We start from the raw sequence: 16,145 nt of genomic DNA on the forward strand, positions 1-16,145 counted from the left end.
AAGGTGAGCGAAGGACAAGTTCAGCGGTGATCGTCATCCAATTGGAGTAGGCTATCTGAATAGAAAACCTTCAGCATCTCTTGCGGACGATAAGTCGGGTCGCCTCATTTACTGAGAGCCATACATGATAGTCGACGTATAACGTCCACACTTCTCGGGTAGTCAAGAGAGGGCTCCTTAGCTCGAACATCAGTACCTCACAAAGCGTTGATGGAGTAGGAAGTTCGGATAGCCAAAGGTTCGACGGATGCGTGACATCTCGACCAGTTCGTCAAGCAGACCACGATAGGTCGTGTTCTTCCGAACTTTGAGACAGAGCAGAACAACGTGCTGCGAGAGTGTATAGCGGTGTTTAGAAAACTTCGAGGAGTATCGGGAGACTGCGCGGCGGGCCAGTTGGATCGCCTTCCCAGTAAACCGGAGAACCTGCGACTTCGGGTGGGCCTTCATCTCGTGGAATTACAAGACGAACATGTAAATCTCTGAGGACTTCAACAGAGCCGCTCGGAAATATCTGGGTTGGTTCAGCGAACTCGGTATCGTCACGCGCCACGATGGCCATCCGGCCACGTACGAGCGCAACGACGCCTACTTCGAGTGGCGGCGAATCAACCAGCTCGCGGCCGACCACTCCGTCGAAGACCTCCAGCAGCGCGTTCGGGAACTGAGCTCGCGGATCGAGGCGTACGAGGACACGTACGGTGCCCCGACGCCAGCGGCCGTCGACGCCGCAGAATCGAGCGACGACCGGACGGTCGATGACGTCTACGGAGACCTCGGCGACTGGGCGACTGCTCGGAACGAGCGAACACGCTACGAACGTGCCCGTCAGCAACGCGCTAGAACCGACCACTAAGAGAGATAAGGACGGCGAGCGACGCTGCAAGGAAGAAACGACTATTGGCGAGCGCGAGAGAGTCGCAATTGTGACTGCCGATGTCGCGTATCCTTCGGTCGAGCTCATCCTCGATCTCCACGAGCAGATCGTCGAGGAAGGCGATGCCACGGAACCCGGAGTCAGATCGGAGGACGCAATCGAATCTGCAGTGCAGTACGTCTCTGAAGGATACTTTGGGGAGGTTCCACAGACACTGCATGAAAAAGCGGTACATTTGATGCGGCTTCTCGTTGCAGACCATCCCTTCGTTGACGGGAACAAGCGAACGGCGCTCCGAACGGTAGTCGTCTTCTACATGCTGAACGGACACACGTTCGACTACGGCGACGAAATTCGCGCCTTACTGCACCGCTTTGCGACCGATGAATCCGCCGTCGACACTGAGACCGCAGTGATCTACTTCCGAGCGTGCGCTCGTCGTAACTGATAAAGGGACACACAGAGTATGTTCGACACAGAGATGGCGTCCAGCACCGATTCCTCGGCGACGGTCGATGAAGAAGTTCGCCGATTATACGAGCGGTATCAGGCGGCCGACAGCGACGAGGAACGTCATGTGATCGCCCTTGAGATGGGGAAACTTGACGGACGCCGCCACGCGGAGATCTACGCCGCACTCGAAGACGAGTAAGCCAACAGAATCCTTCCGACTCCCCGCCGACTGCTCCCACTCCCGGCGACGACGCTTCGTGGCCGACCGACTATCGAGACGTACTTCGGCTCGTCCTCGACGAAATTGAAGACCGGATAGCGGCCCTGTGGAGTGAGTAAGGGCTGTCCCAAAGGTGAACCTGTATCGCGAAACGAGTTCGTCACTCCGCCGCGAATTAACCAACACAGAACCATAGCTCCCTTGCAGCGTTGGTTAAACACATAGCAGCGAGTAGTTTGTCCGCGCCTGAGAGGCCGAGGCGCGTCAATACGCGCCGACGTGATTCCCATGCCCAGTACAGACGCACTCGACGATGCATCAGCCGACCACGAACGGTTTGAAGCGGAACTCGTCGCACAGGATCAAGATGCCGCCCGCGTCGCAGTAGCGGATATTGACGAGAGGAGAGCCCATTCTCTGGTCAATGACCTCGTCGACGACGATGTCGTCACTCCCATCCCCAACGAACGCGTTCTCGTCCACGAGCCAAGCGACGAGGCATTCGACTCGATACTCCAGCTCGCGATCTTCCATCGAGGCTGGACCGCCGCTCGCGACACCGACGAGGGAGGAAAGTGATCCAACAGACACTTGCTGGCTGTGCCTTCTGCGATGCGGTTCCCGGTACAGACGCGGGGGAGGCACATACCCGGGGAAAAGACGAACGAGTCACACACCCGATCTGCGTCGACTGCGCGATCCAGTCGAATCCCGGTCCCGACGAGCGTTTGATCCACGCCTCGCTCGCTGATACCCGACTCGTCACGACGCCGACGCTGCTCTCGGTGTTCGTTCGAACTGAACAGCTCTCAACTGCCGAGGCACGGCTGCTCCTCGATGACACCAGCGACGCCCGTAGCTGGGGTGCGAACAGTTACGTGCAGCGAGCTCGCTCGTTGCTCGACGAGCCCTGACTCGTTTGAGCTCATTCCACAGCGGCCTTCCTATCGTTACCAAAATGTTCTTGAATCCCTTGGTTAGTATAAACGATACTGCCTGCTTCCGTTGGGTCAGCTATCCAAAGGCCAAAATCGAACGGGGGAGTTCCCAGTAAACCGTCCCAAGTGCGACCCAACTACGTCGATATCTGTAAAATTCGGCAGCGCTATATTCGAACAAAGTAACTTTTAGCCTTCTTGAACTGCACCTGAATAGATGGTTACAATCCTCTCTAAAACACGTCCTGGACGAGTAGTAGACATTATTCTCGCCGCTGTCGTTCTCCTAGCTATTCTAGACCACTTTAGCGTGGTTGAGATCACTTCGACAAGCGTCTACATATTTTTCTTTATCACTCCTCTTGGGTTTCTCCGTTTGTACGTCGATCACGGGTAACAAGGAACGGCTCCAGTCGGCCGACCGGCACCACCGTCATCACAAGGCAGCAGACGACCGGTACGGTGAGGAGCGTCCTGCGGACCTCCACCCCGACGAGATGAAAGACCGACCTCCTCTCGGAGCAAGGTCGCCCGATGCTCGTGCGATGCTGAGTTACGGTTCCAGCGATTCACGTAGCGATTCACTGTTGATGAGGGCGAACATCAAAACGACCTTATGGAACTGTCGAGACCAGCCGAGCGCTCTCACGGCGTCGCCGGGAGCGCCCACCGCCACGCCGACCTGAGAGCGACGACGCCCAACGGGCCGCCGAACCCGGCGGCGACCGCAGCGATGGAGGGAGCGTAGTAGCCGACGCCAGCGACGACGGCGATGCCACAGGCTCCAACTGTGGCCGCTATCCCGGCCACGCGTCGGTCGAGTGGGCCGAATGCCGCCGTCTTGACGGGGAGTTCGAACGCCTCGACGGCCTGATCGTACTCCCGGAGGTGCGCTATGCTGTGGTCATACTCCCCCGCAAATGTGGTGAGCGAGAACGTCCGGGTGTCGCAGGCGCGGTCGACGAGCTCTCCCTGGCACAGCTCGGCGTCCCGGAGGTCATCGACGGGAATAGCCCATTGGACCGCCCCGGTGAAGTCGTCGTACGCGACTACCGCATCGTCGCGGCGTTGGTACGCCAGCGTACCGTGAGTGACGGCATACTCGACGGCCTTTAGCCCGCCGAGGCCGGCCGGCAGGAGGCCGAAACAGACCACCGTGGCGGTGACCGTCCCTGTCGATCCGCCGGTGAGCCCAACCCACGCGAGGAGGTACGCCGGGCCGCCGCCGACGGCGGATGTCGCGCCCTGCCAGAGCGCGGCACCGCGGACGGCCCGCCGGTTCGGATGGAGCTCAGCCGTCGGCGACACGTCCGGAGCCGCCACGGGCGGGAGCGTCCCCGCCTCCTCGTCGGGGTCGGACGACTGCCCGCCGCGGTAGTCCCGCCACTCCGCGAGTAGCTTCACCGTGACGAACGCGGCCAGCGCGCCGATCGGACCACCGGCGGCCGCGAACCAGAGCACCACCACGGCCACCCCGGCCTCGTTCTTCGCGCTTCCGATCACGTCCCGGGGGGTGCTCGTCTCGTGGCGCCGCTTCCGGAAGTACTCGCGGTTGATGACACCGACGTGAGAGACGATCAGGGAGACGGCGCTCGTCGCCACAATCGGATCGGCGAGCGTCGCCGGCACGTCGATGAACCGGCTCAGTACGAAGAGGAACATCCCGACGAGCGCCACGGCAGCCCCGAACGCTCGCAAGACGAACGGGACGTTCCGGGGGTAGACCGGTGGGAGCGAGTCGACGACCGCGACGTTCCCACGCCGGCGGTTGAGGTCGCTCGGTCCGACGGAGACCCCGCCCCACTCGTCGGGCTTGAGCGGGTTCCCCTCCTGTGGGCGCTCCAGCTCGTCGTAGTTCGGCGGGCGGCGCGCGAACAACGCCTTCAATCCGGCGAACGGGACGGCGACGACCAGTTCCATCGCGTAGACGACCGCGAACGTCTGTGCGCTCCACCCGAGGTGGAACACGCCGACCAGCGGGACGATGTTCGCCGCCACTGCCGCCAGAAACACGGCAGACGAATCGTTTGATGGTGGCTCCACGGATCTATTACTCATCGATATATCCCACTTCACCAGTTTATCCTCTGTTTTAGAGCCTCTGTGATGAAGCAGTCGTCCGCGTGGAGACGAATCAATTGCCTCCACCTCCTCGCCGCCCGTATTCCCACACCGCGATGTACAACAGGAACCCAGCCGCGAACATCCCCGTTCCGGCCCCAGATGAATCGAGTGGCGGAAGTGTATTCTGGGCGGTAAAGGCACCGACCAACGCCGCCGCCACGCCGACGCCACAAGCTGTTCCGAGGGACCCGAGACGGACTCGATCACCACCCGCGAGGCCTTGCCCGACCTGATACACGAGTCCGAGACCGGCCAGTCCTGCGAGCGCGAGTGCAATCGTCTGTAACGACGACACGACAACCCCCGCGAGTACGGTGACGAAGCCGCCGATGGAGACACCCGTAGCGACCCGTCCAAGCGTCCGGACGCGACCAAGCTCCGAGGAAGCCGTCTCGAACGGACTAGCTGTGTCCTCGGACTGATGGGGCTCACCGTCAGTCGTGTGTGATACCCGCTGGCCGACATGAATGTAGCGGCCAGAACCATCCGGTTCCGTCCAGCCCGTCTCTTCGACGATATTTACCCCCGGCGTGTCTAGGTCAACGTCGTCAAACCGGATCGGTAATCCCGCCGAGATCTCGAACGTCGGGTGATCCTGAAGCTGGAAGTGGAGGTGTGGCTCTGCGGAGTTTCCCGAATGCCCACACCGACCGATTTGCTCGCCCCGCCTCACGCGATCCCCGGGTTCAACCTTGATGCTGTTCGGGACAAGGTGAACGAGATTGCTATACTCGTCTTCCGCGTGCCGGATCGTGACGGCGTTCCCGGTCATACTCCGTTTGAGTGGATGCGAGAATCCACCGGCTCGTCCGAGTTCCGGGCCATCGTCGTGTACGTCGATGACGACGCCGTCGGCAGGTGCGAGGACAGGCTGGTCGTAGCAGTAGTAGTTCTCGATTCTCGTGTCTGTGCCTGCGGGACGGCTGCGCCCCTCCTCGTCCGTGATCACGAGGTCATAGGCGTAGCGCTGGGTCGCCGGAAACCACGAGTGGGAGTACTCTTTGATCGGACTTCCGTTCACGACTGTCCACGTCCCCTCTACGGGCAGTCGATAGCTCGCGGCCTGGTCGTACGTTTCTGGATTGGGAAGCGAACCACGGTGTCTCCCGATAGCGACGAGGCTTCCCAGCAGTTGCATCGCGTCCTGGCGAAACACGAGTGGATTGAAAAACGATACTGGGATACCGAGCAGAACGGCGATCTGGCCTCGCCAGCCGGTGTCCATTTCGAGCCAATCTCGGGGTCCCTCGTCGTCAGCGCCGAATCCGAGCGATTGCTTGGTGCCGCTGAGTAGCATCGACACGAACGGCCAGAGTGCGAAAAACCAGAACAGGTGGAACAACTTGAGTATCTCAAGCTGGGGGACTAGGTTTCCAAGGACCCCGATTAACCCGAGCAGCGTCAGGGAGAACGGGCTGATAGACTGGATTCGCTCGCGGAGACGCGAACCCAGAGACGGTGACGTAGCTTGATTCGACATACGTAGGCACTGTGTGAGAGATGGGTATTCAGGTGCGTAAGCATTCTGTGAGCTCAACTTCACAAGAACAACTCACACGCATCGCGGAGGGGAGCACTCAATGACCCCACCGTTCAACGGGTCTGTATGACGAACAGTGAACGCGGGGGAGCGGCGTCGGAGGAGGCGTTCGCGTTGCTCGGACACGAAATCAGACTCGATATTCTGCGCGCGTTTTTCGAGCGGTACTCGCCAGTCGATCCGGATTCACGTTCGGACGTACGGGAGCAGCGCACGCTCTCGTACGCCGAACTGATGGCAGCAACAGAGATGGAAGACAGCGGGAAGTTCAACTACCACCTCGAAAAGCTCCGCGACGTCTACATCGAAGAGGTGGCGGAGGGATACGTTCCGACGGCGAGCGCGATCGCGCTCTACGAGGCAGTCATTGCGAACCGACCAACAGAGTCGATACCGACCGACTTCGATATTGAGGAGTCCTGTCCGAACTGTGAGTCCGGGCTTCGAGGAAAGTACGAGCAGGAATTTCTCACCGTCGAATGCCCCGCGTGTGACCTGTTCTGGGGAGCGACGTACCGGTTTCCGAAAAACGGGCTCGCTGTCCGCGAGGGAGAGGGGGTTTACAAAGCCCTCTACGACCGGATGATGCACCACGTCGGACTGGCTCGCACGGGCCAATGCCCGTCGTGTGCTGGCATCACCAGCGTCACTGTGCCGCGGGAGCGACTCGATGAGGACTCGACACCGACTGCGGAGTTTACCTGTGAGACGTGCTCGTGGTTCATTACTGTCGATATAGTCAGTGCACTCCAGTTCGAACCACAGGTGACGAAGGCGTTGACCGAGCTTGGTGTTCCGCTCAGTAAGTCGAGTAGCATGCGAGCGACGGAGCAAGTGCTCCCTGACGTAACCGGTTGGATCAGCTCCGACGACCCGTTCTATGCCACGATCAGCATCACGTATGACGACGCCGTCGCTGAGATTACTGTTAGCGACGACCTCAACATCTGTTCTGCTGCCGTTGAATAACTGGCTTGATGGCCGTTCGTTAGGTCGGTCGTAGCGTAGATGACGACACGATACCTTGGACGTAGATGTGCGCGTAGGCGCTCGCCCACACGATCGAGAGTAGCTCACTGACACTCGATGAGATGACGCTCAAAACGGGGTTTAATGAGGCTAGACTCGCTCCAATCTCGGGGAGATATGTCGGGAGAAAGAGGCTGACTGCACTTCCGATCACCATCACCCCGATAAGCACGAATCTGCCTCGGCAGTTCGTCGTGATGCGCCAACTCATGCGGAATGATCTAAGCGGGCCGTACTGGCCGATGACACACGCCTCGAGTGCGAACCAGAACTTGTACAGGAGAAACAGAAACGGCACGACAAAGGAGATTCCACCCACCGCCGCGGCGACGGGGTAACTGATCGTATCTCCCGGTATGACCGGGAGCACACCGACGATAAGGAAGAGTGGTAGTGCTAAGAAGAACGGAACCGTCATCACCAAGAATACGGTGAGAATGACGACTCCGACTAGTGATGGTGTCCGAGCGAGGCTTCGATGTAACCCCTCACGTCTCGTGACGGGCTCGCCGGTCAGTTCACCGGCGACGATCGTTCCTACGTAGGCACGGATCAAGATGATGAACGCAAACGCCGTCAGAGTCTCAACCACGGCGATTGCGGGCATCGGAAGCGCGTTGATACCGTCCGTTTCGAGAAGCCGTCTAGCAAAAATGATCACACCCGCGAAAACGACGATTGACGGATAGGATCGAAACAGGTGAACGGACCAGACTAACGAATCGAGAACGCTTCGACGGGTTGCAGGGATTTCGATATTGCGGCAATCAAGACACCCACAGCCATCGACATCGTCTCGGGCCTTGATCGTCGGTGCCGCGTCATCCGCGGTTGGGTCGCCGGCAGTGGAAGCTCGGACCGGTGTGTCGGTATGTTTACTCATTCGGCAGTAACGAACCGGGAGATGCATTCGCCGGCGGCAAGCAGGATCGACGGTGGACCAAGCAGTGAGGCGAAGGATTTGAACGCGCGTTTGAGACTCGGCCGATCGTCCTCGGTGCCGAGAAAGAGCAGTGTCGGGTCTTCAGAAACGACGTAGACGCTCATCTCCCGGCCTTTCTCCGAATAGCAGGTGTCCGCAACTTTGATTACGCCGGCCGATTCGAGATGCTCCAAGTGGTAATGGACGTTCTGCACGCTCTGGTCGAGCTGAGTAGCGATCCGTGACGGTGTCGCCGGCGTTTCGTTGAGCAGTCGAAAAATCTCGTAGGCGGTCTCGGAAGACAGTGCTTCGATCACGTCTCGGGTCCCGTCGTCGTCGAGACTCAGGACGGCCGGCGTATTGCTTCGTTCAACAGTCGCGTCAGTTCGTGTCGGGAGGATCCGTGACATAGGGTTTGGTTAGTTTCTGCGGGCGGCGATTGCGGGGGTTTGATCTGTTCGGTGGCTGTTCGAAACTATCGTACGTAATTGTTGGTGGATGGTCATACTGAGTCCGGAGTCTCAGTTGAGGCAGCGATTAATCGCAGATAGTAGGCCGTGTACACCGTGTAGAAGTACGCGAAGCCGACCGCGGAAAGAGCGATTCCGATCGGGAGCAGGACAGCAATCGGAATCCCGAACTCGATCGGTAATGCGTCAGCTGGGCCAGCGTCTGCCATCGTCAACTGGACCAGGTATTCGGGGATAAAGAAGACGTTCAGCAGGACGAGCCACGTCACGGAGAATCCAGTGACGCTTTTCAGGTTCGAGCGAACGAGCCCAGCACTTCTCCGGAACGCAGCAGTGACACTCGCGTTTTCGATGACGATTGCCGTGTCGTAAAACTGCACGAACATAATGACACCAAGGATCGACACGAGCCAGACGAGCAGCGAGATGACGCCTGCTGCGAACGCAGCCATCTCGTGAATCGCGGTGAGCGCCATCGAACCGATACCGAGGATGAACCCGATGAGTCCAAATCCGATCGCGGTTCCAAACACGAGTAGCACGAACACCACCGTTGCAAGGAGCAGCCGAAGGTAATGAGTCCGGGCTACAGTGAAAAAATGAGTGAGGGATGGGTCTGTGCCGTCGATCGCAGCTCGGGCAGTGCCGATGAACCCGCCGATAACGAACGGGAAGACGATCAGCCAGGCGAGCGACACGCTCACCGAGAGATACGGCGACTCGATGAGGTGGTCGACGTATTGCAGCTGGCTGCCTGCCCCGACGAGCAGGCCAGCGATGAGCAGGACCGGATTCGCGCGGAGGGCGCTTACTCCATCTTTGAATGCGGAGGCAGTGACCATCGTATCTACGGGTTACCGCTGTGATATCTTAGGTCGAACGTAGTATCAAAATCGTATTTAACCATCTGGCCCCTTCTCCCGCCTGTTTCGTGGATACGACGCAGAGCACAGTTTCGATTTGAGCTATCGGGGTCTTGAAGCATCCCGCCCAGCGACAACTGCCGACTCGTGATACTACGTCAGTATCATCTATTGTTCGACCAGTTCCGTGAGAGAGAACCGTTCCGAACCCTATCGATGATCAGTAGACGCGACAAACGAGTGATCGATATACTCGACGGACAGTGTTGACGACACTCGGGGCAGCGGGAGTCACGCACCAATTCGCGCCAGTTGAGCGACTCGTATTCATCGAAGAGGCGGGTGAAGAATGCCGATGTGAGCACGGGGATGCGTGTATTGGTTGCTCTTTTCCAAGAATAAGCGCTCAGCTAAGCAGAGCCGCTGTTCAAAATCCGTTTTAAGTCTCCTGTATGCTTTTGAGTCATACAGGTGTTGGTCCAGTAGGTACCGATGTTCGGCACGCTCGCTCTCGTGTTCGGGCCCGGACTCGTCGCTGCGGTACTGTGGAGCCCGAACCTACTCAGCAGCCGGATTCGTTCATTATTCCACGGACTCCCACCAGTACGCTCCACGGTCGCAAGCTATCTCCTCGTCGCTATTGCGCTGTCGGCCCCATTCGAGATCGGTACTGGAATTGTTTTCACGACAACGAGTACAGAGGGTGCCGCGCTCTCGAATGCACTGCTGGCTATGGCGTTCGTACTCACGATTGCATACATGGGTGTGCTGCCACTGACTTCGGTTATCGGCTTACCGCGGATTGGAATTGATTGGGACCCAACCAACTACGGACTCGGCACGTGGTTGTTACTCGTCACCGCGGCACTCTGGTACGCTGCGGTCTTCGTCATCCCAGTAGCGTTTTTCGCGTTTCTCCTCGCGCTCCCAACCGGATGAGAGACGAGAGAAAATAAGGGTGATATCGGATTTCGAGATAGTCGCACCCCGTAGTCAGCCGCCAGCTGCTGGAACCCGTCCCACTCCGGGAACCGGCCGTCATCGACCTCGCCGTGCGTCTCAAAATAGCGCAGCACGACCTCGAGACCAGTTGTGTTGACGCCGTGAGTACCAGCACAATCAAGCTGGCGAGCGACACAGAAATCATACTTAGTGTTCACCTGACCCCTGCCGTGTGAGCGCACCACGTTGTGTGAGCGACGTGGCATTTAGCACGTCAGCCGACCCGTCTCCCCCAAAATATGTTGTATTATTGTTGTCATCGCCGGCGAACGGACAAACATTGCTGTCACCACACGCTCCGAACTAGACAGCAAATTGCTATTATCCGGTTCAATGGGCTGTTTAATCCCCGAATTCAGACACTTTTGGCTCACCTAAATCACAAACTCTATATGTTTTAGGCTGGCCTAAACAAATGATGAAAAACAGGAAGTTAACGCGGCGTACGACCCTGAAGACTGGAGCCACCGCGCTCGCGGGGCTCACGGGACTCGCCGGCTGTACCGGTGCTGTCGAGGACCTCGGCGGGGACGGCGAGTCGACGACGCTCCGCATTGCGACCGACGCCGACCCGAGCTCGCCGCTGAACATCTACGTGAGTAGCGGCAGCTCGTTCGACTGGCTGAAGGACCTCGTGTACGACCGCCTGCTCGCGCCGTCGCCGTACGTCGAAGACCCGATGCCGGGGCTGGCGACGGAGACGACGCGAGTCGACGGGACGACGTGGACCGCGACCGTTCGCTCGGACGCCACGTGGCACGACGGCGAACCGTTCACCGCCGACGACGTGGTGTTCACCTATCGCTACTTCCGCGACGCCGAGCCGAACCGCTACACGCACCACGTGAGCGACGCCCCCGAAATCGAGACCATCGAAGCGGTCGACGACGAGACGGTCCGGTTCGAGTGTGCGTACCCCGCGCCGACGCTGGCTGACATCACGTTCGCGGACCTCCCCATCCTCCCGGCGCACATCTGGGAGAGCGTCGACGACCCCTACACGTACGCCGAGTACCCAGTCGGGACCGGTCCGTACGAACTGGTCGACTACGAGGCGGGCGAGCGGCTCCGATTCGTCGCCAACGACGACTACTTCGGCGGGGCACCGCTCGTCGACGAGCTTTTGGTCCCGATTATCAAGGACCACTCGACTATCTTCACGGCGTTGGAGACCGGCGAAGTCGACACGGCGAACGTCGAGATTCCGCCCGAGGCCATCGACCGGTTCGAGTCTTCGGAGTCGGTCGATGTCGTTCGAACCGATTGGCTCTCGCTCGTCGAAATCCGAATCAACTACGAGCGCGAACCGTTCGACCAACACGCGTTCCGCGGCGCGGTCTCGGGCGCCATCGACCGGGAAGCGATTACGGAGACCGTCACGCTCGGGATGGCGCGCCCCGGCGTCGAGGGCTATCCGCACCCCGAATCGCCGTGGACGGCACCCGACCTGTCGACGCCGTACAACCCGGAGAGTGCTCGGGCGACGCTCGACGAACTCGGCTTCACCGACGACGACGGCGACGGCGTCCGCGAGACGGCGGCCGGCGACCCGCTTTCGTTCTCGCTGAAAGTCGCGTCGAACCAGCCCACGTGGATTCGCGCCGCCGAGATGGTCGCCGCCGACCTCCTCGAAGTGGGCATCGACGTCGAGGTCAGGACGCTCGACCCCGGTTCGATTGGGAGCCTGTTCGGCTCCCGCGACTTCGATATGTACGTCAGCGACATCTCGCCGCACGGCGTCGCCGACCCCGACCAGTTCGTCATGTCCCACCGCTCGGGCTACCTCTGGCGGAACGACATCGACTACCCCGAGTGGGACGCCCTCTACGACGAGTGGCGACAGACGACGACCGTCGAGGCCCGAAAGGAGGGGCTCTTCGAAATGCAGCGCCTGTTCAACAGCCAGCCCACGTCGCTCGTGTTGTGGTACCCCGAGCCGCGCTGGGGCTACGACCCCGAGGCGCACGGCGCGTGGGCCGAGTCGCCCGGCTTCGGCATCCATCACAAGTGGTCGCTCCTCCCCGAAGACGAACGCGGCACGGCCGTGACCCGGTCGTTCGACTGAGCCCATGACCGCGCACTTCCGGACGGTCGGACGCGGCGTCGTCGAGTACGGTGCGACGCTTCTCGCGGCGCTGACGGTCAATTTCGCGCTCCCGCACCTCGCGCCGGGCGACCCGCTTCGGTACGTCGTCGGGCAGGCGGTCGCCGACCTGTCGGCCGCCCAGCGACGGGAACTGCTGGCGACGTACGGCCTCGACCAACCGCTTCATATCCAGTACGTGGACTACCTGCTCGGAATCGTGCGCGGCGACCTCGGCTCGTCGGTGATGTTCGGGCGGCCGGTCGTCGCCGTCATCCTCGAACACCTCCCCTCGACGCTCGTGCTCGTCGGTCTCACGCTCGTCGTGTCGACGCTGGCGGGGACGCTCCTCGGCGCGTGGAGCGCGTGGAACGAGGGGTCAGAGACGGACGCGGCGCTCCTGACCGCCCTCGTCGCCGCCAACTCGACGCCCGCGTTCTGGGTCGGGATGCTGTTCGTCTCGGTGTTCGCGTTCCGACTCGGGTGGTTCCCCTCCTACGGCATCGCCTCGGTCGCGGGGACGACGGGGGTCGTCGACACGCTCGTCGACCGCGCGATGCATCTCGCGCTCCCGTTGGCCACGCTCACGCTCGCCCGGACCGGCGGCATCTACCTCGTCGCCCGCGGCTCCGTCCTCACGACGACGGACGCCGACTTCGTCCGGTTCGAGCGGGCGAAGGGACTCTCCGAGCGAGCGATTCTGTTCAGACACGCGCTCCCGAACGCCCTGCTGCCCATCTACACGCGCTTTACCCTCCAGTTGGGAACGCTCGTCGGCGGCGCGGTCGTCGTCGAGACCGTGTTCTCGTATCCGGGGCTCGGGATGCTCGTCTACGACGCGGCGCTCGCCCGCGATTACCCGCTCTTGCAGGGCGCGTTTCTCGTTCTCACCGTGACGGTCATCGCCGCCAACGTCCTCGCCGACCTCACGTACCCGCTCGTCGACCCGCGAACGGGCGCAGCTGATGGGGGGGCCGGCGAGTGAGCGCGGCCACCTCCCGACTCGGCGGCCTCGTCGCCGCGGCGAGCACCCTCTCGCGGCGTGACTGGCTCGTCGTCGTCGGCGCGGTCGGCGTGCTGTCTATCGGTGTTATCGCCGTGTTCGCACCGATACTCGCCCCGTACCCCGCGGATGTCGCCGTCGGCGACCCCTTCGAAGCGCCGAGTTCGGCCCACCCGTTGGGGACGGACGACGCCGGCCACGACCTTCTCTCGCTGCTCCTCGTCGGCGCGCGCGTGTCGCTTTCGGTCGGCCTGCTCGCCGGGTCGCTCGCGGTGCTCGCCGGGCTTTTGGTCGGCGTCACGGCGGGCGTCGTCGGCGGGCGGACCGAGACGGTGTTGATGCGCGTCGTCGACGTAGTGTTGACCCTCCCGTTTTTGCCGCTCGTCATCGTCGCCGCCGCGGTGCTCGGCCCGAGTCTGGCGACGACCGTGGGCGTCCTCGTCGCGGTGATGTGGGCGCGTCCCGCCCGAGAGCTTCGCTCGCAGGTGCTCTCGATTCGAGCGCGGACCTTCGTGCAGGCGTCGCGGTCGATGGGCGCCTCGCCGACCTACGTCGCCCGACACTACGTCGTACCCGCGCTGTTGCCCATCGCGGTCGCCCAGTTCGCGAAGGCCGCGAGTTCGGCCATACTCCTCGAAGCGTCCCTGAGCTTCCTCGGCCTCGGCGACCCGACCGCCCCCTCGTGGGGGACGATACTGTTCTACGCCCAACAGCGGAGCGCCTTCCTCACCGACGCGTGGTCGTGGTGGGTGCTCCCGCCGGGCGTCGCCATCGGCGGGAGCGTGCTCTCGTTTACCTTTCTCGCGCTCGGCATCGAGCGACGCACCGCGGGCGACCGGCGCGCCGCGACCGCCGTCGACGACGGCCCGGAACTCACCGTGATGCCGCCGGAACCCGATTCAGCTCCGGTCCTCGACGTGACCGACCTCACCGTCGTCTACGGCGACGACGATACCGCCCCGACCGCGGTCGACGACGTGAACCTCTCGGTCGACCGCGGGGAGACCCTCGGCGTCGTCGGCGAGTCGGGGAGCGGAAAGAGCAGTCTCGCGCTCGCGCTCCTCGCGCTTCTCGACCCGCCCGGACGGGTCGCCTCGGGGGCCGTGACGCTCCGGACCGACCGCATCGACGACGCGGGGGCCGGCCGGTCCCCGACGATGGCCGACTTCCGCGGGAACGCCGTCGCGTTCGTCCCGCAGGAGGCGATGAACGCGCTCGACCCGAGGCGGACGCTCCGCGAACAGGTCGTCGAGGCGGTGGTCGCCCACCGCGACTGCTCCCGCGACGACGCCCGCGAACGCGCCGAAGACGTGCTGACGGCCGTGGGGTTGGACGCCGAGAGTTACGGGCGGTACCCCCACGAACTGAGCGGCGGGATGCGTCAGCGGGGCGTCATCGCCGCCGCCCTCGCGAACGACCCGGACGTGCTCGTCGCCGACGAACCGACGACCGGCCTCGACACGGTGACGACGATTCGACTGCTCGACCTGCTCGAATCGCTTCAGGCCCGACTCGGCTTCTCGCTCGTCATGGTCACCCACGACCTCTCGTCGGTCGCTCGCGTCGCCGACCGAATCGCCGTCGTTCGCGACGGCCACGTCGTAGAGGTCGGCGCGACCGACAGACTCCACGAGTCGCCCGACCACCCGTACACGAACGAACTGCTCGGCGCGCGACCGACGCTCCCATCCGATATCGGCGCATCGCGGGGTTCCCCCGCGGACTCCACTGCACCCACGGACTCGGGTCTCGAAGGCGCGGGCGACGCCCACCTCGAATACGACGGGGTTGCGAAGTCGTACGACGGCGAGGCGGTGCTTCGGGGGGTACACCTCCGCGTCAGCCGCGGCGAATCGGTCGCACTGGTCGGTGAGAGCGGTGCGGGAAAGAGCACGCTCGGTCGTATGACCGCCGGACTAGTCACCCCCGACGAGGGGACCGTCGCCGTCGAGGGTCGGTCGGTCCCGTCGTGGGCCGCGACCGACCACACGTCGCTCGGGCGGACGGTCCACTATCTGTTTCAGGACCCCTACGCCTCGCTGTCGCCGAACCGAACGGTCGGGCGCGTCGTTCGTGAGCCGCTCGACATCCACGACATCGGCGAGCCGGGGGACCGCGACGCCCGCGTGCTCGACGCGCTTTCCGACGTGGGCCTCGCGCCGGCCGAAGACTACGCGGGGCGGCGACCCACCGCGCTCTCCGGGGGCGAGCGACAGCGCGTCGCTATCGCTCGAGCTGTCGTTCTCGAACCAGCGGTCCTCGTCGCGGACGAGCCAACCTCGATGCTGGACGCGCCGCTCCGCCGCGACCTCTTAGAACTCCTGTACGACCTCGTCGCGGCTCGAGACATCACGCTGCTTCACGTGACACACGACATCGCCGCCGCCAGCGAGTTCGCGGACAGGCTCGCCGTCCTCGCTGACGGTCGCATCGTCGAAAGCGGTCCCCCGACGACGCTTCTTTCGACGCCGTCCCACGAGGAGACGCGAACGCTCGTCGACGCGACGAGGGCGCTCCACGCCGGCAGGTCACCGACAGCGGCGGAGGCGAACGCGGCCGACGCCAGCGCTGAGAACGCGCCCACCGAGGGCGACGAACCGCACGCAGAACGATGACAACCG

Annotated in this window: 13 protein-coding genes and 4 pseudogenes; 10 read left to right on the forward strand and 7 right to left on the reverse strand. The window is 62.2% G+C overall.

The window, feature by feature from the left end:
- Positions 1-196: 196 nt before the first annotated feature.
- Positions 197-450 (reverse strand): annotated as a pseudogene (locus C458_RS01630) (IS5/IS1182 family transposase); the annotation flags it as partial.
- A 46-nt stretch (positions 451-496) separates the two neighbouring features.
- Between C458_RS01630 and C458_RS18635 the strand changes: the two are divergent.
- The 5 genes and pseudogenes from C458_RS18635 to C458_RS18860 form a co-directional block, all read left to right on the forward strand.
- Positions 497-856, forward strand: a pseudogene (locus C458_RS18635) (sugar-specific transcriptional regulator TrmB); the annotation flags it as partial.
- A 70-nt stretch (positions 857-926) separates the two neighbouring features.
- Positions 927-1,325 (forward strand): type II toxin-antitoxin system death-on-curing family toxin, encoded by a 399-nt coding sequence (locus C458_RS01635; RefSeq protein ID WP_049897118.1) that lies wholly within the window; start codon positions 927-929, stop codon positions 1,323-1,325.
- Between the two features lie 18 nt (positions 1,326-1,343).
- On the forward strand, positions 1,344-1,529 hold the full coding sequence (locus C458_RS01640) for a hypothetical protein (RefSeq protein WP_008572661.1): 186 nt from the start codon (positions 1,344-1,346) through the stop codon (positions 1,527-1,529).
- A 309-nt stretch (positions 1,530-1,838) separates the two neighbouring features.
- A complete protein-coding gene (locus C458_RS18305) occupies positions 1,839-2,129 on the forward strand; it encodes a hypothetical protein (protein WP_192815221.1) in 291 nt (96 codons plus the stop codon).
- A 149-nt stretch (positions 2,130-2,278) separates the two neighbouring features.
- Positions 2,279-2,464 (forward strand): annotated as a pseudogene (locus C458_RS18860) (hypothetical protein); the annotation flags it as partial.
- Positions 2,465-3,041: 577 nt separating this feature from the next.
- On the opposite strand, the pseudogene C458_RS18905 reads toward C458_RS18860, so the two are convergent.
- From C458_RS18905 to C458_RS01655, 3 genes and pseudogenes are all read right to left on the reverse strand, one after another.
- Positions 3,042-3,146 (reverse strand): annotated as a pseudogene (locus C458_RS18905) (IS5/IS1182 family transposase); the annotation flags it as partial.
- Positions 3,134-4,546, reverse strand: a complete 1,413-nt coding sequence (locus C458_RS01650; protein WP_204365583.1) for a DUF6498-containing protein — start codon at positions 4,544-4,546, stop codon at positions 3,134-3,136. The gene C458_RS01650 and the pseudogene C458_RS18905, both read right to left, overlap by 13 nt.
- Before the next feature lie 76 nt (positions 4,547-4,622).
- On the reverse strand, positions 4,623-6,092 hold the full coding sequence (locus C458_RS01655; protein WP_008572668.1) for a M23 family metallopeptidase: 1,470 nt from the start codon (positions 6,090-6,092) through the stop codon (positions 4,623-4,625).
- Positions 6,093-6,218: 126 nt separating this feature from the next.
- On the opposite strand from C458_RS01655, the gene C458_RS01660 reads away from it, so the two are divergent.
- Positions 6,219-7,121 carry a helix-turn-helix domain-containing protein gene (locus C458_RS01660; protein ID WP_008572670.1) on the forward strand — a complete coding sequence of 301 codons (903 nt, stop codon included), beginning with the start codon at positions 6,219-6,221 and terminating at the stop codon, positions 7,119-7,121.
- Positions 7,122-7,140: 19 nt separating this feature from the next.
- Here C458_RS01660 and C458_RS01665 read toward each other — a convergent pair whose 3' ends face one another.
- The 3 genes from C458_RS01665 to C458_RS01675 form a co-directional block, all read right to left on the reverse strand.
- Complete coding sequence (locus tag C458_RS01665) at positions 7,141-7,788, reverse strand: hypothetical protein (RefSeq protein WP_239638802.1); 648 nt, start codon at positions 7,786-7,788, stop codon at positions 7,141-7,143.
- Positions 7,789-8,060: 272 nt separating this feature from the next.
- Positions 8,061-8,513, reverse strand: coding sequence for a helix-turn-helix domain-containing protein (locus C458_RS01670; protein WP_049897121.1), 453 nt, complete (start codon positions 8,511-8,513; stop codon positions 8,061-8,063).
- 92 nt (positions 8,514-8,605) lie between these two features.
- The gene (locus C458_RS01675) at positions 8,606-9,415 is read right to left on the reverse strand and encodes a hypothetical protein (RefSeq protein ID WP_008572675.1); all 810 of its coding nucleotides are present in this window, start codon (positions 9,413-9,415) and stop codon (positions 8,606-8,608) included.
- Positions 9,416-9,928: 513 nt separating this feature from the next.
- Here C458_RS01675 and C458_RS18640 point away from each other — a divergent pair.
- The 4 genes from C458_RS18640 (at position 9,929) to C458_RS01695 (ending at position 16,139) form a co-directional block, all read left to right on the forward strand.
- On the forward strand, positions 9,929-10,375 hold the full coding sequence (locus C458_RS18640) for a hypothetical protein (RefSeq protein WP_239638803.1): 447 nt from the start codon (positions 9,929-9,931) through the stop codon (positions 10,373-10,375).
- A gap of 481 nt (positions 10,376-10,856) precedes the next feature.
- Complete coding sequence (locus C458_RS01685) at positions 10,857-12,503, forward strand: ABC transporter substrate-binding protein (RefSeq protein ID WP_239640276.1); 1,647 nt, start codon at positions 10,857-10,859, stop codon at positions 12,501-12,503.
- Between the two features lie 4 nt (positions 12,504-12,507).
- On the forward strand, positions 12,508-13,506 hold the full coding sequence (locus C458_RS01690; RefSeq protein ID WP_008572678.1) for an ABC transporter permease: 999 nt from the start codon (positions 12,508-12,510) through the stop codon (positions 13,504-13,506).
- Positions 13,503-16,139, forward strand: coding sequence for an ATP-binding cassette domain-containing protein (locus C458_RS01695; protein ID WP_008572679.1), 2,637 nt, complete (start codon positions 13,503-13,505; stop codon positions 16,137-16,139). The genes C458_RS01690 and C458_RS01695 overlap by 4 nt, the downstream gene beginning before the upstream one ends.
- Positions 16,140-16,145 lie beyond the last annotated feature (6 nt).

The sequence above is a fragment of the Haloferax sp. ATCC BAA-644 genome, assembly GCF_000336975.1.
Lineage (GTDB): Archaea > Halobacteriota > Halobacteria > Halobacteriales > Haloferacaceae > Haloferax > Haloferax volcanii.